The sequence below is a fragment of the Pseudooceanicola profundus genome (assembly GCF_054919315.1).
Genome location: NZ_CM142898.1, coordinates 2,480,448 through 2,503,365, shown reverse-complemented (window position 1 = coordinate 2,503,365; position 22,918 = coordinate 2,480,448). Strand labels below are relative to the sequence as shown.

19 protein-coding genes are annotated in these 22,918 nt (G+C 68.1%); 7 read left to right on the top strand and 12 right to left on the bottom strand.

Annotated features, from left to right (window positions below):
* Nucleotides 1-12 precede the first annotated feature (12 nt).
* The 5 genes from ACX9MO_RS11415 to ACX9MO_RS11395 form a co-directional block, all read right to left on the bottom strand.
* Complete coding sequence (locus ACX9MO_RS11415; protein ID WP_222493452.1) at nt 13-858, bottom strand: ABC transporter permease; 846 nt, start codon at nt 856-858, stop codon at nt 13-15.
* Entirely contained in the window at nt 855-1,772 is a 918-nt protein-coding gene (locus tag ACX9MO_RS11410; protein ID WP_462211925.1) for an ABC transporter permease, read from the bottom strand. Before ACX9MO_RS11410 ends, ACX9MO_RS11415 begins: the two co-directional genes overlap by 4 nt.
* Nucleotides 1,773-2,114: 342 nt before the next feature.
* Nucleotides 2,115-2,897, bottom strand: coding sequence for an ABC transporter ATP-binding protein (locus ACX9MO_RS11405; RefSeq protein ID WP_462211924.1), 783 nt, complete (start codon nt 2,895-2,897; stop codon nt 2,115-2,117).
* Between the two features lie 97 nt (nt 2,898-2,994).
* Nucleotides 2,995-4,455, bottom strand: coding sequence for a dihydropyrimidinase (hydA, locus tag ACX9MO_RS11400; protein ID WP_462211923.1), 1,461 nt, complete (start codon nt 4,453-4,455; stop codon nt 2,995-2,997).
* Between the two features lie 114 nt (nt 4,456-4,569).
* Entirely contained in the window at nt 4,570-5,820 is a 1,251-nt protein-coding gene (locus ACX9MO_RS11395) for a Zn-dependent hydrolase (protein ID WP_462211922.1), read from the bottom strand.
* Between the two features lie 237 nt (nt 5,821-6,057).
* Here ACX9MO_RS11395 and ACX9MO_RS11390 point away from each other — a divergent pair, with 237 nt between their 5' ends.
* On the top strand, nt 6,058-6,678 hold the full coding sequence (locus tag ACX9MO_RS11390; RefSeq protein WP_222493461.1) for a TetR family transcriptional regulator C-terminal domain-containing protein: 621 nt from the start codon (nt 6,058-6,060) through the stop codon (nt 6,676-6,678).
* Here ACX9MO_RS11390 and truA read toward each other — a convergent pair.
* Nucleotides 6,675-7,442 carry a tRNA pseudouridine(38-40) synthase TruA gene (truA, locus tag ACX9MO_RS11385; RefSeq protein ID WP_462211921.1) on the bottom strand — a complete coding sequence of 256 codons (768 nt, stop codon included), beginning with the start codon at nt 7,440-7,442 and terminating at the stop codon, nt 6,675-6,677. The two genes, ACX9MO_RS11390 and truA, sit on opposite strands and share 4 nt — an antisense overlap.
* A gap of 160 nt (nt 7,443-7,602) precedes the next feature.
* On the opposite strand from truA, the gene ACX9MO_RS11380 reads away from it, so the two are divergent.
* The 6 genes from ACX9MO_RS11380 (at nt 7,603) to ACX9MO_RS11355 (ending at nt 16,087) form a co-directional block, all read left to right on the top strand.
* Nucleotides 7,603-9,018 carry a YcjX family GTP-binding protein gene (locus ACX9MO_RS11380; RefSeq protein WP_462211920.1) on the top strand — a complete coding sequence of 472 codons (1,416 nt, stop codon included), beginning with the start codon at nt 7,603-7,605 and terminating at the stop codon, nt 9,016-9,018.
* A complete protein-coding gene (locus ACX9MO_RS11375) occupies nt 9,015-9,506 on the top strand; it encodes a GNAT family N-acetyltransferase (RefSeq protein WP_315900514.1) in 492 nt (163 codons plus the stop codon). Before ACX9MO_RS11380 ends, ACX9MO_RS11375 begins: the two co-directional genes overlap by 4 nt.
* Entirely contained in the window at nt 9,503-10,555 is a 1,053-nt protein-coding gene (locus ACX9MO_RS11370; RefSeq protein ID WP_462211919.1) for a YcjF family protein, read from the top strand. Before ACX9MO_RS11375 ends, ACX9MO_RS11370 begins: the two co-directional genes overlap by 4 nt.
* Nucleotides 10,556-10,910: 355 nt before the next feature.
* Nucleotides 10,911-13,805 carry an isoleucine--tRNA ligase gene (gene ileS, locus ACX9MO_RS11365; protein ID WP_462211918.1) on the top strand — a complete coding sequence of 965 codons (2,895 nt, stop codon included), beginning with the start codon at nt 10,911-10,913 and terminating at the stop codon, nt 13,803-13,805.
* Nucleotides 13,806-14,528: 723 nt separating this feature from the next.
* Nucleotides 14,529-14,768 (top strand): hypothetical protein, encoded by a 240-nt coding sequence (locus ACX9MO_RS11360; RefSeq protein WP_222493466.1) that lies wholly within the window; start codon nt 14,529-14,531, stop codon nt 14,766-14,768.
* Between the two features lie 119 nt (nt 14,769-14,887).
* Nucleotides 14,888-16,087, top strand: a complete 1,200-nt coding sequence (locus ACX9MO_RS11355; protein WP_462211917.1) for a UbiH/UbiF family hydroxylase — start codon at nt 14,888-14,890, stop codon at nt 16,085-16,087.
* Between the two features lie 60 nt (nt 16,088-16,147).
* Here ACX9MO_RS11355 and ACX9MO_RS11350 read toward each other — a convergent pair whose 3' ends face one another.
* The 6 genes from ACX9MO_RS11350 to ACX9MO_RS11325 all read right to left on the bottom strand — a co-directional run bounded on the left by ACX9MO_RS11350 (nt 16,148) and on the right by ACX9MO_RS11325 (nt 22,865).
* A complete protein-coding gene (locus tag ACX9MO_RS11350; protein WP_222493469.1) occupies nt 16,148-17,944 on the bottom strand; it encodes an ABC transporter transmembrane domain-containing protein in 1,797 nt (598 codons plus the stop codon).
* A 353-nt stretch (nt 17,945-18,297) separates the two neighbouring features.
* A complete protein-coding gene (locus ACX9MO_RS11345) occupies nt 18,298-18,960 on the bottom strand; it encodes a DUF1236 domain-containing protein (RefSeq protein ID WP_222493471.1) in 663 nt (220 codons plus the stop codon).
* A gap of 437 nt (nt 18,961-19,397) precedes the next feature.
* Complete coding sequence (locus ACX9MO_RS11340; protein WP_462211916.1) at nt 19,398-20,150, bottom strand: ABC transporter ATP-binding protein; 753 nt, start codon at nt 20,148-20,150, stop codon at nt 19,398-19,400.
* Nucleotides 20,147-21,004: an ABC transporter ATP-binding protein gene (locus tag ACX9MO_RS11335; RefSeq protein WP_462211915.1), complete on the bottom strand. Its 858-nt coding sequence runs from the start codon at nt 21,002-21,004 to the stop codon at nt 20,147-20,149. Before ACX9MO_RS11335 ends, ACX9MO_RS11340 begins: the two co-directional genes overlap by 4 nt.
* Nucleotides 21,001-21,936: an ABC transporter permease gene (locus ACX9MO_RS11330; RefSeq protein WP_462211914.1), complete on the bottom strand. Its 936-nt coding sequence runs from the start codon at nt 21,934-21,936 to the stop codon at nt 21,001-21,003. Before ACX9MO_RS11330 ends, ACX9MO_RS11335 begins: the two co-directional genes overlap by 4 nt.
* Nucleotides 21,933-22,865 (bottom strand): ABC transporter permease, encoded by a 933-nt coding sequence (locus ACX9MO_RS11325; protein WP_462214447.1) that lies wholly within the window; start codon nt 22,863-22,865, stop codon nt 21,933-21,935. The genes ACX9MO_RS11330 and ACX9MO_RS11325 overlap by 4 nt, the downstream gene beginning before the upstream one ends.
* Between the last annotated feature and the right edge of the window lie 53 nt (nt 22,866-22,918).

The window sequence follows — 22,918 nt, the reverse complement described above, 5'->3', positions numbered from 1 at the left end:
TGCGGGGTGTCGTTACCCTCTTTGCGAGGGATGCCAGAAGGTGACCCGCTTCTCGATCAGGGCCACGGTCCCGTAGAAGGCAGAGCCGGCAATGGCGGCCACCACGATCTCGGCCCAGACCATGTCGAGCGCGAGCTGCCCCACGGATGTTGAGATGCGGAAGCCCATGCCCACAATGGGCGATCCGAAGAATTCCGCCACGATGGCGCCGATAAGCGCCAGCGTCGATGAGATTTTCAGCCCGTTGAAGAGGAAGGGCATGGCCGCCGGAAGGCGCAGCTTGAAGAAGCCCTGCCAGTAGGAGGCGGCATAGGTCTTCATCAGGTCGCGCTGCATGGCCGAGGTCTCGTTCAGCCCGGCGACGATGTTCACCAGCATCGGGAAGAAGACCATGACGACGACCACCGCCGCCTTGGACTGCCAGTCGAACCCGTACCACATCACGAGGATCGGCGCGGTGCCCACGATCGGCAGCGCCGCCACGAAGGAGCCCACCGGCAGCAGCCCGCGGCGCAGGAAATCGCTCCGGTCCACGAGGATCGCCGTGGCAAAGGCCGCAAGGCAGCCGATGACATAGCCCGAGAGCGCGCCCTTCACGAAGGTCTGCACGAAATCGGCCCAGAGGGTCGGGATCTCGCTCAGGAACCGCGCGGCGATGACGCTGGGGGCGGGCAGGATCACAAGCGGGATGTCGAGGCCCCGCACCAGCAATTCCCAGACCGCCAGCAGGGTCAGCCCGAAGATCACCGGCACCGCCAGTTTCACGCCCGCGCTCTCCGCGCCCGGGCCGTTGGCCAGTTTCACGTTCAGCGCCCAGGCGAGCGCCCAGAGGAGGAGAGCTGCAATCACCAGGGTCATCGGCCCAGCCCCATCCGTTTCAGCGTGCCCCTCTCGAGGCCCGAGATCACCGCCACCAGGAGCGCCGCTAGGATCGCCGTGGCAAAGAGCGCCGACCAGATCTGGATCGTCTGCCCGTAGTAGCTGCCCGTCAGCAGCCGCGCACCGAGGCCCCGCACCGCGCCGGTGGGCAGTTCGCCCACGATGGCCCCCACGAGGCTCGCCGCGATGCCGATCTTCAGCGAGGCGAAGAAATAGGGCACCGAGGCCGGCAGCCGCAGCTTCCAGAACACCGCGCCCTTGCTGGCGGAATAGGTCTTGAGCAGGTCGAGTTGCATCTGGTCCGGGCTGCGCAGCCCCTTCACCATGCCCACGACCACCGGGAAGAACGACAGGTAGGCCGAGATGAAGGCCTTGGGCAGCAGCCCCTGGATGCCGACCGAGTTCAGCACCACGATGATCATCGGCGCGATGGCGAGGATCGGGATGGTCTGGCTGGCAATGGCCCAGGGCATCACGGACATGTCCATCGCCCGGCTGTGGACGATCCCCACCGCCAGCACGATGCCCCCGACCGTACCGATGGCAAACCCCAGAAGCGTGGCCGACAGCGTGACCCAGCCGTGGAAGACAAGGCTGCGCTTGGAGGTGATCTTCTTGTCGATCACCGTATCGTAGAGCTCCACCAGCACCTGGTGCGGGGCGGGCAGCCGTGGCTTGTCCTGTGCCAGCGTGTCGCCCCATTGATCCGGATTGCGCAGCGCCAGCCCGATGGCCGAGAGGTCACGCCGCGCGGCGGCCCCCTCGGGCTCGACGACGGCGCCCTCACGCTCGGCCATGGTCAGGGCGAACTTGATGTTCATCGGCACGCAGGCCGCGTACCAGAGCGCGATGATCACCGCCACGACGGTGAGAACGGGAACGATGGAGCGCATCAGACAGCCCCCGCGGCGCAGGTAGCCCACCGGGCTTCATCTTTCCCCAAGTACTCACTGCGCTGCGCCCGAGGCAGGGCCTGCGCAGTGAGTATTTTTAGAAAGATGAAAGGATTGTCGCGTTTCATGGGCGGGCGGTACAGGCTGGAGAGCCGATGACCGTGAAAGGTGAAGGCGGAGCCCGCCTCCCCACCCAAAGCGCGGGGCGGCACCGGGGTGCGCCGGGCTACCGGCACACTTCGGGCCGCAGCGGGTGCGACAGCGCGGGCGCTGTTTCCCCTTTGGCGCGTGGAGCAGGCAGATGGCCCAGAGACGCAGCAGGTCGCACTCGGAGCGAAGCGATCAGTCATAGGCATGCCCCGCGCGCAGGCCCTCGCGGACGCGGTGGGCGATTTCGAGGAATTCCGGCGTATCGCGGATGTCGAGCGGGCGTTCCTTCGGCAGTGGGCTCTCGATCACGTCGGTGATCCGGCCCGGGCGCGGCGACATGACCACGATCTTGGTGGAGAGGTAGACCGCCTCAGGGATCGAATGGGTGACGAAGCCGATGGTCTTGCCGGTGCGGGCCCAGAGCTTCAGCAGTTCCTCGTTGAGGTGATCGCGGACGATCTCGTCCAGCGCGCCGAAGGGCTCGTCCATCAGCAGGATGTCGGCGTCGAAGGCCAGCGCCCGGGCGATCGAGGCCCGCTGCTGCATCCCGCCCGACAGCTGCCACGGAAACTTGCCGCCGAAGCCCGCGAGGTCGACGAGGTCGAGGACCCGCGCGACGCGCTCCTCCTGCTCGGCCTTGGAGAAGCCCATGATCTCCAGCGGCAGCTTGATGTTCTTGGCGATGGTCCGCCACGGGTAGAGCCCCGCCGCCTGGAAGACATAGCCGTAGGCGCGCTTGCGCCGGGCCTCGTCCGGGGTCATCCCGTTCACCGTCAGGCTGCCGCCCGTGGGCGTCTCCAGCGCCGCCACGCAGCGCAGGAAGGTGGTCTTGCCGCAGCCCGAAGGCCCGATGAAACTGACGAAATCCCCCTGGTCGATGGAAAGGGTCACGTCCCGCAGCGCCTGCACCGGCCCGTCGGCGGTCTGGAACGTGAGGTCGAGATGTTTCGCTTCTATGACAGTGGCTTGGCTCACGCCTGTCTCCCTTGTGCCGGCAATGCCCCTGCGGGTCTGGCCGGTCGGTTCTTGCCGGGCCCGTGCTGGCGGACCCGGATATTGCACTGCGTCCGGCTCAGATACCGGCGGGAATGTTCAGCGGATCGCGCTGGACCGAGCGGGGCGAGTTCAGCTCCTTCCACTTCGACAGCGCCTTGTGCGCCGAGGGGAAGGCCGGGCGCGGCACGAAGCGGCCCCGGCCCGGTTGCGGTTGCGAGTTCTGGCCCCAGGCCCAGATCACCTCGCCCCGCGAGAGGGTGAAGCGCGCCTGCGCCGAGACCTCCATGCCCTCGAAGACGTTGTAATCGAGGATCGAATGGTGGTTCGAGGCCGAGATCGTCTTGGTGATCTTGGGGTCCCAGACCACGATATCCGCATCCGCGCCTTCGACGATGGCGCCCTTCTTGGGATAGATGTTCAGGATCTTCGCCACGTTGGTCGAGGTGACGGCGACGAATTCCTCGGGCGTCAGGCGTCCGGTCTCGACGCCCCGGGTCCAGAGCACGGCGAGGCGCTCTTCCAGCCCGTTGGTGCCATTGGGGATCTTGGTGAAATCGTCGAGCCCCATCATCTTCTGCTTCGAGGAGAAGGCCGCGTGGTCGGTGGCCACCACCTGCAGCGAGCCGGACTGGAGGCCTGCCCAGAGACCGTCCTGATGCTCCTTGCCGCGGAACGGCGGCGACATCACCCGGCGGGCAGAATGCAGCCAGTCCTCGCTCAGGTACTCGTCCTCATCCAGCGTCAGGAACTGCGCCAGCGGCTCGCCGTAGACGCGCATCCCCTTCTGGCGCGCGCGCCGGATCGCCTCATGCGCCTGTTCGCAGGAGACATGCACGATATAGAGCGGCACGCCCGCCGCATCGGCGATGGTGATCGCCCGGTTCGCGGCCTCGCCCTCGAACTCGGCGGGGCGCGAGCGCGCGTGCCATTCCGGCCCAGTCTTGCCCTCGGCGAGGAACTTCTTCTGCATCAGGTCCACGAGGTCGCCGTTCTCGGCATGGACCATGGGCAGCGCCCCCAGTTCCTTGCAGCGCGCGAAGGAGGCGAACATCTCGTCGTCCTCGATCATCAGGGCGCCCTTGTAGGCCATGAAGTGCTTGAAGGAGTTCACGCCCGCGTCCACGGCATCCTTCATCTCGGCAAAGATCTGTTCGTTCCAGCCGGTGATCGCCATGTGATAGCCAATGTCGGAGCAGATCTGCGGCGCCGACTTGCGGTGCCATTCCTGGATCGCGTTCTTGATCGACCCGTCCTCGCCCGGCAGGCAGAAGTCGATCAGCATCGTGGTCCCGCCGACGGCGGCGGCCCAGGTGCCGGTCTCGAAGGTCTCCGCCGCCGTGGTGCCCATGAAGGGCATCTCGAGGTGGGTATGCGGGTCGATCCCGCCCGGGATCACGTAGGCGCCCGAGGCGTCGATATATTCGTCGCCCTTCAGGTCTTCGCCAATCTCCTTGATGGTCTCGCCCTCGATCAGCACGTCCGCTGCGCGCTGCCGGTCCGCGGTCAGGACGATGCCGCCCTTGATCACCTTGCTCATCTCTTGTCTCCCTGATGTCCGCCGGGGCGTTTGCCGCCCCTGTCATCCACTGTTCCCAAATATCCCGGGGGGCCGCCGTCAGGCGGCGGGGGCAGAGCCCCCTCCCCCGAGGCCTCAGGCGGTGATCTCCGCCGTCTCGACCACCGCGTGCAGCAGCACGTCGGCGCCCGCCGCGGCCCATTCCTTGCTGATCTCCTCGGCCTCGTTGTGGCTGAGCCCGCCCACGCAGGGGCACATGATCATCGTCGCCGGCGCCACCTTGGCGGCCCAGCAGGCATCGTGCCCGGCGCCGGAAATGATATCCATGTGACTGTGGCCCAGCGTTTCCGCGGCACTGCGCACCCGCGAGACGAGTTCGGGCGCGAAGGTCACCGGGTCGAAATGGCCGACCGGCTCGATCGCGCAGCCGACGCCCAGTTCCTCGCAGATCGCCGCCCCGCGGGTTTCGATCTCGGCCCGCATCCGGTCCAGCTTGGCCTGGTCGGGGGTGCGGATGTCGACGGTGAAGACCACCTTGCCCGGCAGCACGTTGCGCGAGTTCGGGGTGAATTTCATCTGGCCGACACCGCCCACGGCGCCGGGCTGGGCGGCCATGGCCACTTCCTGCACCATCTCGAGGATCCGCCCCATGGCGAGACCCGCGTTCACCCGCATCTCCATCGGGGTCGAGCCGGTGTGCGCTTCCTTCCCGGTCAGGGTGAACTCCAGCCACCACAGGCCCTGGCAATGTGTCACGACGCCGATGGATTTCTCCTCTGCCTCGAGGATCGGCCCCTGTTCGATGTGGTATTCGAAATAGGCGTGCATCTTGCGCGCCCCGACCTCTTCGTCACCGACCCAGCCGATGCGCTTCAGCTCGTCACCATAGGACGCGCCTTCGAGGTCGGTGCGGCCATAGGCATAATCCATGTCGATCTCACCGGCGAAAACGCCCGAGGCCATCATCGCCGGGGCAAAACGTGCCCCTTCCTCGTTCGCCCAGTTGGTGATGACGATCGGATGCTTGGTCTGGACTTCCATGTCGTTGAGCGTGCGCACCAGTTCCAACGCGGCCAGCACCCCCAGAACGCCATCGTATTTCCCGCCCGTGGGCTGGGTGTCGAGGTGGCTGCCCACGTAGACCGGCAGCGCGTCGGGGTCGGTGCCGGGGCGCGTCATGAACATGGTGCCCATCTTGTCGACGCCCATGGTGCAGCCCGCGGCCTCGCACCATGTCTGGAACAGGGCGCGGCCCTCGGCGTCCTCGTCGGTCAGGGTCTGGCGGTTGTTGCCGCCCGCGACACCGGGGCCGATCTTCGCCATCTCCATGAGGCTGTCCCACAGCCTGTCCGCATTGATCCTGAAATTCTCACCGGGGGCTGGCATGATCGTCCTTCCTGTCGTTCCGGCCGGTCGTCCCCAAAGGTACGCCGGCCTGTCGCATTTGACCAAACGGTCAAAGTCACGCTATCAAAGGGCAGTAGCCAGTCAAGAAAATCGCCGCCGCGCCGGACGGAACGGTCCGCCACCGGGGCAAGTGATCAATTTGTGATCAGTCTGGACAAGCCCCTCCCCGCCCGGAACAATTGCCCACATTAAGATTAGAAGACGAGACAAGTTTTCATGAACCAAACCGCCGGCACCACGCGTATCCAGCGGCGCAATACAGCGGCCATCACCGAAGCTGCCCTGGAAGTGTTTTCCGCCAATGGGTTCCGCGGCGCGACCGTCGACCAGATCGCCAAGGCGGCGGGCCTGTCGAAGCCCAACCTGCTGTATTATTTCCCCTCCAAGGAGGCGATCCACCAGCACCTTCTGGCCACGCTGATGGACACATGGCTCGACCCGCTGCGCGAGATGGACCCGGAGGGCGATCCACTGGAGGAAATCCTCGCCTATATCCGCCGCAAACTGGAGGCGAGCCGCGATTTCCCCCGCGAATCACGTCTTTTCGCCAATGAGATCGTGCAGGGCGCGCCCCATATCCTGCCCACGCTAGAGGGCGAACTGAAGGATCTGGTGGACGAAAAAGCCAAGGTTTTGAGCAGATGGATGGAGGAAGGGCGCATTCAGCGGGTCCATCCCTACCACCTGATCTTCTCGATCTGGTCGCTTACGCAGCACTACGCGGATTTCGACGTGCAGGTGCGTGCGGTGCTCGGCAGCGGCGACACCGACCCCTTCCCCGAGGCCGAAGACTACGTGATCACGCTCTTCACCCGGATGCTGGCGCTTAAACCCTAGGCAAAGGGATCGTCGGGGTAGCCCACTCCCGCAAGGTAAAGTCCGTGCGGCGGACACACCGGGCCGCAGCGGCTGCGGTCCGCCGCCTCAAGCGCGTCCTTCACCCGCTCCGGCGCCCATGAGCCCGCGCCGACACGCTCCAACGTGCCCACGATGGAACGGACTTGGTTGTGCAGGAAGCTGCGCGCCCGCAGGCGGAAATGCAGTTCGGGCCCGCACTGGCCCTCGACCTCCTCGATGGTGATCTCGTCCAGCGTCTTCACCGGGCTGGCAGACTGGCAGATGGAACTGCGGAAGGTGGTGAAATCGTGATGCCCGATCAGGTGGGCCGCGCCCGCGCGCATCGCCTCGGCATCCAGTTGCTGCGCCACCTGCCACACCAGCCCGTCGATCAGCGTGGCCGGCGCGCGGCGCATCAGCAGCCGGAAGAAATAGCGCCGCTCCATGGCCGAGAAACGGGCGTGCCAGTCCTCCGCCACCTCGGCGCAGGCCACGATGGCCACCGGCGAAGGCTTCAGGTGATAGTTCAGCGCCCCGGCCAGCTTGAACGGGTCCCAGTCCTTCTGCAGGTCGCAATGGGCCACCTGCCCCGTGGCATGGACGCCCGCGTCGGTCCGCCCGGCGGCGGCAATCGTGTGCGGCCCCGGCTCCAGCTTCGCAAGCGCGGCCTCGATCGCCCCCTGCACCGAGGGCTGGTCGGCCTGCCTCTGCCATCCGGCAAAGGGCGCACCGTGGTATTCGACTTTCAGGGCATATCTGGGCATGGCGCCCGATAGCGCGAAGCGGCCCTGCCCGGCAAGGGCCATGGCCCCCTGCGCCCCTCCCCGCCCCGGCCCCGCGCCCCTGCTGCGGGTCCTGACACTGGTCACACGCCCCGTGCGCCCCTATCTTGAGGTCAATGGACAGGACGGCAGGGTACGGCAAGTGGTGATCGGGGCAATGGCCGAGGGCGTGAGCCGCTCGGTCGAGGCAGTGGGCGACCGGGTCTCGGAGACCTTTTTCGAGCCGGTGATCCGGCTGGGGGTCACGGGGCTTGCGCGCTCCGGCAAGACCGTCTTCATCACCTCGCTGGTGGCCAACCTGCTGGACCGCGGGCGGATGCCGCAGCTGGCCGCAGCGGGTGACGGGCGCATCGCCGCCGCTTACCTGCAACCACAGCCCGACGACACGCTGCCTCGCTTCGACTACGAGGCCCACATGGCCGCCCTGACGGGCGCCGAGCCGCACTGGCCAGACAGCACCCGCACCGTCAGCCAGCTGCGCCTCTCCCTGAAGGTGCGCCCCACCGGCCTGCTCGGCGGCCTGTCCGGGCCGCGCACCGTGCATCTCGACATCGTGGATTATCCCGGCGAATGGCTGCTCGACCTCGGCCTGCTGGAGAAATCCTATGCGGAGTGGTCGCAGGAGGCGCTGGACCGGATCGCCTCCCGCCCCGCGGCCGAGGCCTTCCTTGCGCAGGCCGCCCGGATGTCGGGCCGACGCGACTGGGAGGAGGCCGATGCGCAGGCCCTCGCCCGCGGGTTCACCACTTACCTTGAAGGCGCGCGCAAGGCCGGGTTCTCCGACCTGACGCCGGGCCGGTTCCTGCTGCCGGGCGAGATGGAGGGCTCTCCGGTCCTGACCTTCGCGCCGCTGCCGCCCGAAAGCGACGCCCCCCGCCGCGGGCTCTGGCGCGAGATGGAGCGGCGCTACGAGGCCTACAAGTCCAAGGTGGTGAAGCCCTTCTTCCGCGATCACTTCGCCCGGATCGACCGGCAGGTGGTGCTGGTCGATGCGCTCGGCGCGATCCACAAGGGGCCGCAGGCGGTCGAGGACCTGCGCCGCACCATGTCCGACATCCTCGGGGCCTTCCGGCCCGGGCGGAACGCCTTCCTGACCCGCATCCTCATGGGCAAGCGGGTGGAGAAGATCCTCTTCGCCGCCACCAAGGCCGATCACCTGCACCATTCCCAGCATGGCCGCCTGACCGGGATCATGCAGGCGCTGGTCCGCGATGCCGCCGACCGTGCGAATTTCGCGGGCGCGAAGACACATGCCATGGCCATCGCCGCCCTGCGCGCCACGGTGGAAGAGACGATGACCCACGAGGGCGAAAGCCTCGACTGCGTGCGCGGGCGACTTATGGAGACCGGCAAGCTGGCCGCGCTCTATCCCGGCGACCTGCCGGACGACCCGGCGCGCCTGCTGAACCCGGCGCGGGCCGGCGAGGCGCAGTGGCTCGACGGGGATTACCAGATCATGGGCTTTGCCCCGGCGCCCCTGCGGCTGAAACCCGGCGAGGGACCGCCGCACATCCGCCTCGACCAGGCGGCGCAATTCCTGATCGGGGACCGGCTGTGACCCGCCCCGCGCGGCCGAAAGGCCCGCCCGAGGCCCTGCGGGCCGGTGCGCCGCGCCGCGCGCGGGTCTGGCATACGCCCGCGCTGACGCGGGTGCTGTGGTCCTTCACCCGCGCGACGCCCTGGCTGCCGCAGGTGCGCAGCCGCCGGACCGACCTGCGCGTCATGCATCGCATCGTGCGCGACGGCTGGGTGCGCCATATCCGCGACCGCCGCGGCGTGGTCGCCTTCATCGCACGGCAGGGCGAGGTGATCCACGCGCTCTACGTCCATCCCCGCGCCCGCCGCCGGGGTCTGGGCGGGCGCCTGCTGGAGGAGGCCAAGCGCGAGAGCGACCGGCTGATCCTCTGGACGTTGGAGGCCAATGCCGCCGCGCGCGCCTTCTACACCGCCCAAGGCTTTACCGAGGCCGGACGCGGCATGGGCGAGGGCAACGACGAGGCCCTGCCCGACATCAAGATGGTCTGGACGAGGGAGGCGCAGGAATGAGCCCCGACACGCGTGACGACAAGAGCGACGACGACAGGTCCCCGCGCGGGCCCCGCCGCGGGCCACGGCTTTTCGAACTGGACGAGGGCGAGGCCCGGCCCGGACCCGACAGCGCACCGCCGGTCCCCGATCCCGTGGCCCCCGCCCCCGAGGGCCGCGCGATGCAGACCGTCGCCACGCTGGCCGCACGCCGCCCCTCGCGGCTGGCGCGGTGGTTCTGGTCGCTGCTGGTCACGCTGATCGGTGTGGTGATCTCGGTCGCGGCCTGGAGCTTCGTCACCGGGCTGATCGCGCAGGTGCCCCTGCTGGGGCTCGCGGTGGCAGTGCTCTTTGCCGCCTTCGTGCTGGTGCTGCTGGCGATCGCCGTCAAGGAGATCGCCGCCTTCTCGCGCCTCGCGCGGATGGACCGGCTGCACGAGGAGGCCGTGGCCACGCTGGCCGAGGCCGACCTCGGCCGCGCCCGCAAGCTGGTGAAGCAGCTCGAGGGGGTCTATGGCCACGGGCCCGAGCTGACCCTCGCACGCGAGACCCTCGCCCGGCAGGGGCCGGAGCAGTTCGATGCCGCCGCCCTGCTGGGCCTGACCGAGGCACAGCTGATGGCCCCGCTCGACGCTGCCGCCCGGCGCGAGGTGGAGGCCGCGGCCCGGCAGGTCGCCACGGTGACCGCGCTGCTGCCGCTGGCACTGGCCGACGTGGTCACGGCGCTGACCGCGAACCTGCGGATGATCCGGCGCATTGCCGAGATCTATGGCGGGCGGTCGGGCACGCTGGGCTCGCTCCGGCTGACGCGGGCGGTGATGACACACCTAGTGGCCACCGGCGCCGTGGCGGTGGGCGATGACCTGATCGGCTCGGTCGCGGGCGGGCACCTGCTGACGAAACTGTCGCGCCGCTTCGGCGAGGGCGTGGTGAACGGGGCGCTGACCGCCCGCGTGGGCATCGCCGCCATGGAGGTCTGCCGCCCCCTGCCTTTCGACCGGCTGCGCAAGCCGCGGGTGACGAACGTGCTGCAACGGGCGCTGACCGGGCTCTTCGACCGGGAGACCTGAGGCGGGCGAGGCCACGGCTGGGCCCCCGGAAAATTCGAATTTTCCGGACCGGACTTTTGCAAAAGTCCGTGCGGGCTGTCTGCGACAGCCCGGCGGGGGCGCTGCCCCCGCCCGCCTGCGGCGGGCGCCCCCGGAGTACTTGGGGAAAGATGAGGTGCTGCGGCCATGCCCCCCGCTGGGTGCTGGACCATCGCAGGGGCTTTGCCTATAAGGCGCCCATGACACGGATACCGGCGCTGATCATTCGAATTAGTCGCCCGGCGCTCTGAGACCTCGGAGCGGCCGGGACAAGGCGCATGGGCTGCCGCGCCGCCCTCATCCTCATTTTCCCAATTCGACGAAGGACAGACCATCCATGTCCGCCGAGACGCCTGACTACAAGACCACGCTGAACCTCCCCGAAACCGACTTTCCGATGCGCGCAGGGCTTCCCAAGCGCGAGCCGGAATGGCTGGCCCGCTGGGAGAAGATCGGCGTATACGACCGCCTGCGCGAGAAGGAGGGCCGCACGCCCTTCACGCTGCATGACGGCCCGCCCTATGCCAACGGCCACCTGCACATCGGCCACGCGCTGAACAAGACGATCAAGGACATGATCGTCCGCTCGCACCAGATGATGGGCCATGACGCGCGCTATGTTCCCGGCTGGGACTGCCACGGCCTGCCGATCGAGTGGAAGATCGAGGAGCAGTACCGCGCCAAGGGCAAGAACAAGGACGAGGTGAACATCGTCGACTTCCGGCAGGAATGCCGCAAGTTCGCCGAGGGCTGGGTCGAGATCCAGCGCGAGGAGTTCAAGCGTCTCGGGATCACCGGCAACTGGGACGATCCCTACCTGACCATGGACTTCCATGCCGAGCGGGTGATCGCCGAGGAGTTCATGAAGTTCCTCATGAACGGCACGCTCTACCAGGGCTCGAAACCCGTGATGTGGTCGCCGGTCGAGAAGACCGCGCTGGCCGAGGCGGAGATCGAGTACCACGATCACCAGAGCCACACGATCTGGGTGCCGTTCGAGGTGGTCTCCGGTCCGCTCTCGGGCGCGAAGGCCGTGATCTGGACCACAACGCCCTGGACCATCCCGTCCAACAAGGCCGTCGCCTACAACCCCAAGATCGCCTATGGCCTCTACGAGGTCACGGGCACGCCCGAGGAATGCTGGTGCGCCGTGGGCGACCGCTACCTGCTGGCCGATGCGCTGGCAGAGGAGACCCTCGGCAAGGCGCGGCTCGAGCAGGGCATGTGGACCCGTGTGGGCGACGTGGCGGTCGAGGACCTTGCCGCCTCGGTCATGAAACACCCCTTCGCCGGTCTCGACGGCGCGGACGGCTACTGGGACTACGAGGTCCCGATGATCGACGGCGACCACGTGACCGACGACGCCGGGACGGGCTTCGTCCATACCGCGCCCAGCCACGGGGCCGACGACTACGAATGCTTCGTCAAACGCAACTGGATCGACCGGATGACCCACAACGTGGGCGAGGAATCCGAGTTCCTGCCCCATGTGCCGTTCTTCGCGGGCCTTCAGGTCTTTGACCGCAAGGGCAAGGAAGGCAAGGCGAACACCACCGTGATCGCCAAGCTGGTCGAGGCCGGCGGCATCATCGCGCGCGGCCGGGTCAAGCACTCCTACCCGCACTCCTGGCGCTCCAAGGCGCCGGTCATCTTCCGCAACACGCCGCAGTGGTTCGCCGCGATCGACCGTGACGTGAACGACGGGCAGGACCAGAACGGCAAGACGATCCGCCAGCGGGCGCTGACCTGCATCGACCAGGTGAAGTGGACCCCGCAGTCGGGCCGCAACCGCCTCTATTCGATGATGGAAAGCCGCCCCGACTGGGTGCTCTCGCGCCAGCGGGCCTGGGGTGTGCCGCTGACCTGCTTCGTCCGGAAGGACAGGCTGCCGACCGACCCGGACTTCCTGCTGCGCGATCCGGCCGTGAACGCCCGCATCGCCGAGGCCTTCGAGGTGGAGGGCGCGGATTGCTGGTACGAGGACGGCGCCAAGGCCCGCTTCATCGGCGACGCCGCCGATCCCGAGGCCTACGAGCAGGTCTATGACGTGCTGGACGTGTGGTTCGACAGTGGCTCGACCCACAGCTTCGTGCTGCGCGACCGTCCCGACGGGACCGAGGACGGCATCGCGGATGTCTACATGGAAGGCACCGACCAGCACCGCGGCTGGTTCCACTCCTCCCTGCTGCAATCGGTGGGCACCACCGGCCGCGCGCCCTATCGCAACGTGGTCACCCATGGGTTCACGCTGGACGAGAAGGGCAACAAGATGTCCAAGTCGCTCGGCAACACGATCGTCCCCGAGGAGGTCGTGAAGCAATACGGTGCGGACATCCTGCGGCTCTGGGTGGCGCAGGCCGATTACACCGCCGACCAGCGGATCGGCCCGGAGATCCTGAAAGGGACCGCCGACAGCTACCGCCGGCTGCGCAACACCATGCGCTTCATGCTCGGCTCGCTCAGCGACTTCCGCGAGGAGGACCGCGTGGCGCCCGCCGACATGCCGGAACTGGAACGCTGGGTGCTGCACCGCCTGTCGGAGCTCGACGAGGTCGTGCGCCAGGGGTATCGCAGCTTCGACTTCCAGGGCGTGTTCCAGGCGGTGTTCAACTTCTGCACCGTGGAGCTTTCGGCCTTCTACTTCGACGTGCGCAAGGACGTGCTCTACTGCGACGGCGAGACGACGCGCGCCCATGCGGCCCGCACCGTGCTGGACCTGCTGTTCCACCGCCTGACCACCTGGCTGGCGCCGGTGCTGGTCTTCACGATGGAGGACGTCTGGCTGTCCCGCTTCCCGGGCGAGGACAACTCGGTCCACCTGCAGGACATGCCCGAGAGCCCCGCCGACTGGCGCGACGATGCGCTGGCGGCGAAATGGGCCAAGGTCCGCGCCGCCCGCCGCGTGGTGACCGCCGCGCTGGAGGTGCAGCGCACCGACAAGGTCATCGGCGCCTCGCTGGAGGCCGCCCCGGTGGTCCACATCGAGGATGCAGAGATGCTGGCGGCGCTGAAGTCGGTGTCCTTCGAGGATATCTGCATCACCTCCGACCTGTCGCTGACCGGCGACGCGGCCCCGGCCGAGGCCTTCCGTCTCTCCGAGGTGCCGGGCGTCGGCGTGGTCTTCGAGAAGGCCGAGGGCGAGAAATGCCAGCGGTGCTGGAAGATCCTGCCGGACGTGGGGACCCACGCCCACGCCCATGTCTGCAAGCGCTGCGACGAGGCACTTGGCTGACAGGACCGGTGATCAGGGCCAGTGGCCGGGACCGGTGACTGGGCCTATGATCAGGGCCCTCGCACAAGCCTGATGAGACGAGTTCGAAAACCCCGCTTCGGCGGGGTTTTTCTTTGTGCCCATGTGCCGTCCCCTTCCAACGGCCCGAATTGCCACGAAGGGCAGTGCCGTCCCGCGGGGTGGCGCATAGCGCCGGTCGCCATTGGTGCGCCATTGGTCCGAGCACCAATGGCGACGGGGGGCGGGACGGCGCTGCCCGGCCTGAGGCCGGGCGGGGCCTTCAGAGGGGACGGCTCGCTGACCGGCAACGCTGGCGAGAGGGGGCGCGGCGAAGCGAAGTCGGCCCAATAACAAGAACGCATCACACACCCGGCGGGCCGCCTCACCCGCGCATGGTCTCGGGGTCTCGGGGTCTCGGGGTCTCGGGGTCTCGGGGTCTCGGGGTCTCGGGGTCTCGGGGTCTCGGGGTCTCGGGGTCTCGGGGTCTCGGGGTCTCGGGGTCTCGGGGTCTCGGGGTCTCGGGGTCTCGGGGTCTCGGGGAGAGATGTCGCTCGACGCCCGGGGCGTCCAGAGCCAGATTGCGCGTCCTCCCTCCCCAACGGCAAACCTCCGCCCACCGCCTCGCATCCCTGCGGCGGCCCGCCGCAGCGGGACGGAATGTCGCTTTGCGCGACGCGGCAGAAACCCCCATTTCCCCCACATCTTCTCATTCCGGAGCCCTCAATGACCGACGCCTCCCGCCCGGCCCCCCGTGGCCTCGTCTATTCGATCCCCGTCATCGGCTGGTTCGCCCGTGACCTCGCCCGCGACTTCAAGGGCAATGCGCCCTACCTGCTCGTCATCCTCGCCACGCTGCTGATCCTCGCGATCAAGACCTGGGGCCTCGTCGCCCTCGGGCTCACCGCGCTCGCGATGGTGCCGGTGATGTTCACGATCCTGATCCTGATCACCGTCGGCAAGTAGCCCGCGCCGCTTTGCCGCTTTCCCCTCCCCGCCCCGCGCCCTAGATAGGGGCCAGGCCGCCCCGCATGGGGGCGGGGCCACCTGCGCCCGCATCGGGGCGCCAAGCGGAGGCAGCGCCGATGGACCAGCGTTACGACATCCTCATCTCCGGCGGCGGCGTCGCGGGCCTGACCGCGGCCTGCGTCATGGGCGCGGCCGGGTTCTCCGTGCTCTGCGTCGATCCCGCCCCACCCGTCACCGATGGCGGGGCCGAGGGCGCGGACCTGCGCACCACCGCCTTCCTGCAACCGGCCCGCTCCCTGTTGGAGGAGGCGGGCCTCTGGACGCGGCTCGATCCCCATGCGGCGGCGCTGCAGATCATGCGCATCGTGGACGCGGGCGGGACCGAGCCCACGGCCCGCCTCGTGCGCGACTTCGAGGCCTCGGATCTGGGCGACCTGCCCTTTGGCTGGAACCTGCCCAACTGGCTGCTGCGGCGCGAGATGCTGGCCCGGATCGAGGAGCTCGCCAACGTCACCTTCCGCCCCGGCACGGGGACAGAGAGCCTGCTGACCCGCGAGACGGAAGCCTTCGTGCGCCTGACCGACGGCAGCCGCATCCGCACGAAGCTGGTGCTGGCCGCGGACGGGCGCAACTCGCCCATGCGGCAGGCGGCAGGCATCGGCGCGAAGACGATCCGCTACGGGCAGAAGGCCCTCGCCTTCGCCGTGTCGCATCCCGTCCCGCATGAGAATGTCTCGACCGAGGTGCACCGCTCCGGCGGGCCCTTCACGCTGGTCCCCCTGCCCGACCGCGACGGCGGCCCCTGTTCGGCCATCGTCTGGATGGAGGACGGGGCCGAGGTCGACCGGCTGGCACAGCTGCCCGTCGAGGCGTTCGAGGCCGCGATGATGGAGCGCTCCACCGGGATTCTCGGGCCGCTGACCCTGCTGACGCGGCGCTCGGTCTGGCCGATCATCTCTCAGGTCGCGGATCGCATGTCGGGCCAGCGGGTCGCCCTGATGGCCGAGGCCGCCCACGTCGTGCCGCCCATCGGGGCGCAGGGGCTGAACATGAGCCTCGGCGACCTGCGCTGCCTGCGCGACCTTGCGGTGGCGCGCCCGGCGGGTCTGGGCGACCGGCAGATGATGGAGGACTACCACCGCGCCCGCCATGGCGAGGTAACGCTGCGGGCCGCCGGCATCGACATGCTGAACCGCGCCTCGCAAATCCACGCGCAGCCCCTGCGCGACCTGCGCGCTGCAACGCTGGGGGCGCTCTATGGCGCGGCCCCTGTGCGGCGGATGCTGATGCAGATGGGTCTTGGTGCAAAAGGCTGAGGGTCTCCCCTCAGCCTCTTTTCACGTCTTCGACAGAACGGTCCGGCAAGGTGCCGGGGATCACTCCGCGGCGATGCCGTCGGTGAACTGCAGCCGCGCGAGGCGGGCATAGAGACCGTCCTGCGTGACCAGTTGATCGTGCGAGCCCTGTGCCACGATGCGGCCCTCTTCCATCACCACGATGCGGTCGGCCTTCTTCACCGTCGCGAGGCGGTGCGCCACGATCAGCGTGGTGCGGTCCTTCGACAGTTCGTCCACCGCGTGCTGCACCAGCCGCTCGCTCTCGGCATCCAGCGCCGAGGTCGCCTCGTCCAGCAGCAGCACCGGGGCGTCGCGCAGGATCGCTCGCGCGATGGCGATGCGCTGCTTCTGCCCGCCCGAGAGCATGACGCCCCGTTCGCCCACCGGGCTGTCGTAGCCCTGCGGCAGGGCCACGATGAAGTCATGGGCCGCGGCAGCGCGCGCGGCGGCCTCGACCTCGGCATCCGAGGCACCGGGGCGACCGAAGCGGATGTTCTCCCGCGCGGAGGCTGCAAAGATCACCGGGTCCTGCGGCACCAGCGCCAGCGACTGGCGCAGTTCGTGGCGGGTGATCTCGGAAATATCCGTGCCATCCAGGGTGATGCGGCCTGCCGCCGGGTCGTAGAAGCGCAGGATCATCTGGATGATCGTCGACTTGCCCGCCCCCGAGGGGCCGACGAAGGCCACCGTCTCGCCGGGCTGGATCGTCAGGTCGATGTCCTCCAGCGCCGATTGCGTCGGGCGCGAGGGATAGCGGAAGCTGACGCTCTCGAACCTCAGACCGCCGCGCACCGGCGCGGGCAACGCGACAGGGCTCACCGGATCGGTAACACTGTCCTGCGCCCGCAGCAGTTCCACCAGACGTTCGGTCGCACCGGCGGCGCGCTGCAGCTCGCCCCAGATCTCGGAAAGCGCGCCGACCGCGCCCGCGACCATGACCGCATAGATCACGAATTGCACCAGCGCGCCGGAGGACATGGTGCCCGCCCGCACGTCATGGGCCCCGATCCAGAGCACGCCGACGACGCCGGTGAAGATCAGGAAGATCACGATCACCGTCATCAACGCCCGGGTCGAGATGCGGCGGCGGGCGGCGTCGAAGCTCTGCTCCGTCACCGTGTCGAAGGCCGCGCGCGAGGGCGCCTCGTGGGTGAAGGCCTGCACCGTCTGCACCGACAGAAGCGCCTCGGAGGCATTGCCGGAGGATTGCGCGATCCAGTCCTGGTTCTCGCGGCTGAGCGCCCGCAGGCGGCGGCCGAGCACGAGGATCGGCACGATCACCAGCGGGACGATCAGCAGCACCAGCCCGGTCAGCTTGGCCGAGGTGAAGAGCATCAGCACCATGCCGCCCGCAAAGATCAGCATGTTGCGCAGCGCAATCGAGACAGAGGAGCCGATGACCGACTGGATCAGCGTCGTGTCCGTCGTGATCCGGCTCAGGACCTCGCCGGTCATGTGGCTTTCGTAGAAGGTGGGGCTCATGCCGATGACACGGCCGAAGACGGCCTTGCGGATATCGGCCACCACCCGCTCGCCAAGACGGGTGACAAGCGCATAGCGCAGCCCGGTGCCAAGCGCGAGAAGTGCGGCGATGCCGATGGCCGCGCCGAAGTAGATGTCGAGGATCTGGGTCTCGCCCGCGCCGAAGTTGTCGATCACCCGGCGCACGGCCATGGGCAGGATCAGCGAGACACAGGCTGTGAGCACAAGGGCGAGGATCGCGCCGGCCATCAGCCGGCGATAGGGGGCGATGTAGGGCCAGAGCTCGCGCAGGGCGCCCACGTTGCGGGACTTGTCCCGGTCGGCTGCGGCCGGGTCCACGGGTCTGCGCGCCATATTCACTGTCTCCCCTGCTTCACGGAACAGGAGGACGCCCCCGCCCGCCTGTGCGCGGCTGTCATGCAGGGCGGGGCCACGCGGGTCAAGGGGACAGCATGCCGCTCACGCGGGTTTGCCCGGCCGCCACATGGCCCAGCCGTGGCCCAACAGATGCAAAGAGCCCGGCCCGCTATGCGGACCGGGCCCTGCACGCCGTCCGGGCGCGGCGTCCGGGTCGTCAGAGGCCGGGAGCGCCCGCGGGGCGCACGACCTGCTGTCGCGTGCGGTTAGCGCACGACTTACGATCGCGTGCGGTTAGCGCACGACTTGCGATCGCGTGCGGTTAGCGCACGACTTGCGATCGCGTGCGGTTAGCGCACGACCTGCACCACCGTGCGGTCAGCGGGATTCACGATCGCCGGCACGCCGTTCATGTAGACGTAGGAGTAATCGCTCTCCGGCACGGGCTGGAGCTGGACTTCCTGCGGCACGCCTGCGCCCACGACCACTTCACCGTTCAGGTAGACCGGCTGGGTCGGGTTCTGGCGCACGTAGGTCGTCACCTCGTCACCGGGCTGCGAGGCGGAGCCCGCAACGGCACCCGCGATGGCGGCACCCGCGACGCCGATCGGGCCGGCGGCCAGCGAGGCGGCAAGGGCACCGGCTGCGGCACCGCCGACCAGCGCGCCCTCTTCCTTGGTGCCGTCCTTCTCGACGGTCTGGATGTCGAGTGCCTGACGGTTGTCATAGACCACGACCGGGTCCGGCGTGCCGCTCATCGACGCGGTCAGGTAGGGGCTGTAGGCCCAGCCTTCCTGGCCGTTGTAGCTGACCTCGCACCATTCGCCGGTGCCGTAGCATTCGGTGATCGACACGGGGGACTGGTTCGGGATCACGCCGATGACGGCGGATTGCGACGAGGGGCCTGCGCGCAGGTTCAGATCGGTGACGGCAGTCGCATCGGTGGCTGCGAAGGCTGCGGTGGTCGTCGCCAGAACGCCGGCGGTGGTGAGGGTAACGAGTTTACCGAACATGGGTGTCTCCTCTTCAGACAAGTCTTCGTTGGCTGGCCGGGGCCTCCTCGCCGCCGGCATCGTGAGGGGAGAACGGCGGCCGGCGCGGTCTGTTCCCCCCTTTTCTGGCGGGACCGGGGCTCAGGCGATTAGGCGCTGAGAGGGAGCGCAGAAACAGGCGGGAGCGCGCGCAGGCGAATTTTGCGTGGAACTTTAGGAGGTTCAGCGGCGCGGTCTGATGCGGCACGTCCCGACGTGGTCGTTACGGCGGGCCGCCCGGTACGATGGCCACAGGCCGTGCGACACAGCCCGGGCAGGACACGGTGAGCAGAGCGCGCCGGGCGGACCGGCTTCTGGAGCAGGTCCCCGCGAAAGGGGCCGCCACCCAAGGGCACTCCTTCAAGCCAAAAGGGCCGCCCGGTCTCCCGGACGGCCCTTTCGGTGTCTCTCTTCGCCGCTCAGCGCACGCTGCCCAGCGAGCTTTCCAGCAGGTGCTGCGTGTAGGCGTGGCCCGCGCTCAGCTTGCGCATGTTCTCCACGTCCAGTTCCTCGACGATCTCGCCGAACTGCATCACCGCGATCCGCTCGCACATGTGCCCGATCACGCCGAGGTCGTGCGACACCATCAGGTGGGTCAGCCCGAACTCCGCCCGCAGGTCGGTCAGCAGGTTCAGGATCTCCGCCTGCACCGAGACGTCGAGCGCCGAGGTCGGTTCGTCCAGCAGCAGGATGCGCGGCTCGGACGCCAGCGCCCGCGCGATGGCCACCCGCTGCCGCTGCCCGCCGGACAGCTGGTGCGGATAGCGGAAGCGGAACCCGCCGCCGAGGCCCACCTGCTCCAGCAGGCGGTTCACCCGGTCGTTCACGTCCTTGAAGCCATGGAGCTTGAGCACTTCGCTCAGCACCTGGTCCACGGTCATGCGCGGATGCAGCGAGGCGTAGGGGTCCTGGAAGACCATCTGTACGGTCTTGTAGAAGGCCCCGTCCCGCTTGCGGCCCAGCACCTTGCCGTCGACCTCCATCCGGCCGTCCCAGTCATCCACGAGGCCGACCAGCGTGCGCAGCACGGTGGACTTGCCGGACCCGGATTCGCCCACCAGACCGAAGCTCTCGCCCTTGGCGATCTTGAGAGAGACGTTCTTGACCGCGTGGTTGCGGTCGTCGCCTTCGCCGAACCAGACGTTCAGCGCGTTGATGTCGATCGCACTCATAGCAGGGCACTCACCGATGGGGCTTCGCGCCAGGCCGGATCGCGCGTCAGCACCTCCAGCCGCGGGCGGGGATGGACGAGATCGGGCACCGAGTTCAGCAGGCCCTGGGTATAGGGATGCTTGGCCTCGTGCAGCTTGGAAGCCTCGCAGACCTCCACGATCCGCCCGGCATACATGATCACGACACGGTCGCAGAACTTGGAGACGAGGTTCAGGTCATGGCTGATGAAGATCAGCCCCATGCCCCGGTCCTTCACCAGCTTGTCCATGATCTCGAGCACCTGAAGCTGGACCGAGACGTCCAGCGCCGAGGTGGGTTCGTCCGCGATCAGGATCTCGGGGTTCGGGATCAGCATCATGGCGATCATGATCCGCTGCCCCATGCCGCCCGACACCTCGTGCGGGTAGAGCCCCATGACCCGCTCGGGATCGCGGATCGCCACGGCGTCCAGCATCTCCAGCGCGCGCTTGCGGGCCTCCACCTGAGAGACCTTCTCGTGGGTGCGCAGGGCCTCGATGATCTGCTGGCCCACGCTCATCACCGGGTTCAGCGAATACTTCGGATCCTGCATGATCATCGAGATATGGCGGCCCCGGATCTTGCGCATCGCCTTGTCGGAAGCGCCTAGCAGGTCGGTGCCGTTCATCTCCATCCGGTCGGCCTCGACCCGGCCGGGCTTGCGGATCAGCTGCAGCACGGCCCGCCCCGTCATGGACTTGCCCGAACCGGACTCGCCCACGATGCCGAGGCGCTCGCGCCCCAGCGAGAAGGAGATGCCGCGCACCGCGTCGAAGACGCCGTTGCGGGTCGGGAATTTCACCCAGAGGTTTTCAACGTCCAGAAGATGGCTCATCGTCCGGCCTCCTTCGGGTCCAGCACGTCGCGCAGCCCGTCACCCAGAAGGTTGAAGGCCAGCGAGATCGAGAAGATGGCGAGACCGGGGATCGTGGCGACCCACCAGTAGTCGAGGATGTACTTGCGTCCCTCGGCGATCATGGCGCCCCATTCCGGGCTCGGCGGCTGTGCGCCGAGGCCGAGGAAGCCGAGGCCCGCCGCGGTCAGGATGATGCCCGCCATGTCCAGCGTGACCCGGATCACCAGCGAGGAGATGCAGAGCGGCCAGATGTGGCGCATGATGATCCGCACCGGACCTGCCCCCTGAAGGCGTACCGCGTGGATGAAGTCCGAGTTGCGGATGGTCAGCGTCTCGGCCCGGGCGATCCGCGCATAGGGTGGCCAGGCGGTGATCGAGATCGCCAGCACGGCGTTCTCGATCCCGGCCCCGAGCGCGGCCACGAAGGCGAGCGCCAGGATCAGCCGCGGGAAGGCGAGGAAGATGTCGGTGAACCGCATCAGGGTCACGTCCACCCAGCCGCCGGCATAGCCCGCGATGGTGCCCACGATCAGCCCCAGCAGCGGCGCCACGAGGGCCACCAGCAGCACGATGTAGATCGAGATCCGGGCCCCGAAGAGCAGCCGCGAGTAGATGTCTCGGCCCAGGCTGTCGGTGCCGAAGATATGGCCGTCCGCGCCCGGCGGCTGAAGCCGGTTGCCGAGGTTCTGCACGAAGGGATCATGCGTCGCCAGCAGCGGTGCGAAGACCGCGCAGAGGATGATGAAGAGCAGGATGACCAGCCCGACCATCGCCAGCGTGTTGGACCGGAAGCGGAGCCAGCCGTTGAACCAGGCCGCCGCCCGCGCCTGCGCGCGAGAGGCGGGCACATCCGCCGTCAGCCAGGCACGCCAGCCGAGGGTCTCTTGGGGTTTTGCTGTGGGCAGTGTCATTTCGCCCTCGGATCGAAGAAGCGGTACAGCAGGTCGGAGAAGATGTTCAGCGCCACGAAGACCGTGCCGATGACCACCGTGCCGCCCAGCACCGAGTTCATGTCATTGGAAAGCAGCGAGGTGGTGATGTAGCTGCCGATGCCGGGCCATGCGAAGATGATCTCGGTCAGGACCGAGCCTTCGAGCAGGTTGGCATAGGCCAGCGCGATCACCGTGATCAGCTGAATGGCGATGTTGCGGAAGGCGTGTTTCCAGACCACGTCCCATTCGCTCAGGCCCTTGACCCGCGCGGTGGTGACGTATTCGGCGTTCAGCTGTTCCAGCATGAAGGAGCGTGTCATCCGGCTTATGTAGGCCAGCGAGTAGTAGCCCAGCAGGCAGGCCGGCAGGATGATATGCGAGAGCGCGTCCTTGAAGACGGTCCAGTCGCCCGCGATCAGCGCATCGATCAGCAGCAGGCCGGTCCGGTCGGGCACGAGGCCCTGGTAGAAGACCCCCAGACGGCCCGGTCCCGCGACCCAGCCGAGGATGCCGTAGAAGATCAGCAGGCCCATCATGCCAAGCCAGAAGATCGGCATGGAATACCCGATGAGGCCGACGAAGCGCGAGATCTGGTCGATCCAGCTGCCGCGGTAGACTGCGGCCAGCACGCCCAGCGGAACGCCGAGGACGACGCCGATCAGCGTGCCCAGCGTGGCCAGTTCCAGCGTGGCGGGGAAGACGCGGGCGATGTCCTCGCTCACGTCCTTGCCGGTGCGGATCGAGGTGCCGAAGTCGCCCTGCAGCACGTCGGTCACGTAGATGCCGAACTGCACCAGCAGCGGCTTGTCGAGCCCGAGCGCGAGGTAGGCCTCGTCGTATTGCGCCTGTGTGGCCCGCTCGCCGATGACGGCGAGAACCGGGTCGATCGGCATGACGCGCCCGATCATGAATGTCACGAAAAGAAGACCGAGCAGCGTGATCGCCACGGTCGCGAACGTGG

Bases quoted from the DNA above. Each gene is read 5' to 3' on its own strand.
- ACX9MO_RS11415 (WP_222493452.1), bottom strand. From the start codon at position 858: ATGACCCTGGTGATTGCAGCTCTCCTCCTCTGGGCGCTCGCCTGGGCG.
- ACX9MO_RS11410 (WP_462211925.1), bottom strand. From the start codon at position 1,772: ATGCGCTCCATCGTTCCCGTTCTCACCGTCGTGGCGGTGATCATCGCG.
- hydA (WP_462211923.1), bottom strand. From the start codon at position 4,455: ATGAGCAAGGTGATCAAGGGCGGCATCGTCCTGACCGCGGACCGGCAG.
- ACX9MO_RS11395 (WP_462211922.1), bottom strand. From the start codon at position 5,820: ATGCCAGCCCCCGGTGAGAATTTCAGGATCAATGCGGACAGGCTGTGG.
- ACX9MO_RS11390 (WP_222493461.1), top strand. From the start codon at position 6,058: ATGAACCAAACCGCCGGCACCACGCGTATCCAGCGGCGCAATACAGCG.
- truA (WP_462211921.1), bottom strand. From the start codon at position 7,442: ATGCCCAGATATGCCCTGAAAGTCGAATACCACGGTGCGCCCTTTGCC.
- ACX9MO_RS11370 (WP_462211919.1), top strand. From the start codon at position 9,503: ATGAGCCCCGACACGCGTGACGACAAGAGCGACGACGACAGGTCCCCG.
- ileS (WP_462211918.1), top strand. From the start codon at position 10,911: ATGTCCGCCGAGACGCCTGACTACAAGACCACGCTGAACCTCCCCGAA.
- ACX9MO_RS11360 (WP_222493466.1), top strand. From the start codon at position 14,529: ATGACCGACGCCTCCCGCCCGGCCCCCCGTGGCCTCGTCTATTCGATC.
- ACX9MO_RS11355 (WP_462211917.1), top strand. From the start codon at position 14,888: ATGGACCAGCGTTACGACATCCTCATCTCCGGCGGCGGCGTCGCGGGC.
- ACX9MO_RS11350 (WP_222493469.1), bottom strand. From the start codon at position 17,944: ATGGCGCGCAGACCCGTGGACCCGGCCGCAGCCGACCGGGACAAGTCC.
- ACX9MO_RS11345 (WP_222493471.1), bottom strand. From the start codon at position 18,960: ATGTTCGGTAAACTCGTTACCCTCACCACCGCCGGCGTTCTGGCGACG.
- ACX9MO_RS11340 (WP_462211916.1), bottom strand. From the start codon at position 20,150: ATGAGTGCGATCGACATCAACGCGCTGAACGTCTGGTTCGGCGAAGGC.
- ACX9MO_RS11335 (WP_462211915.1), bottom strand. From the start codon at position 21,004: ATGAGCCATCTTCTGGACGTTGAAAACCTCTGGGTGAAATTCCCGACC.
- ACX9MO_RS11330 (WP_462211914.1), bottom strand. From the start codon at position 21,936: ATGACACTGCCCACAGCAAAACCCCAAGAGACCCTCGGCTGGCGTGCC.
- ACX9MO_RS11325 (WP_462214447.1), bottom strand. From the start codon at position 22,865: ATGATCGGGCGCGTCATGCCGATCGACCCGGTTCTCGCCGTCATCGGC.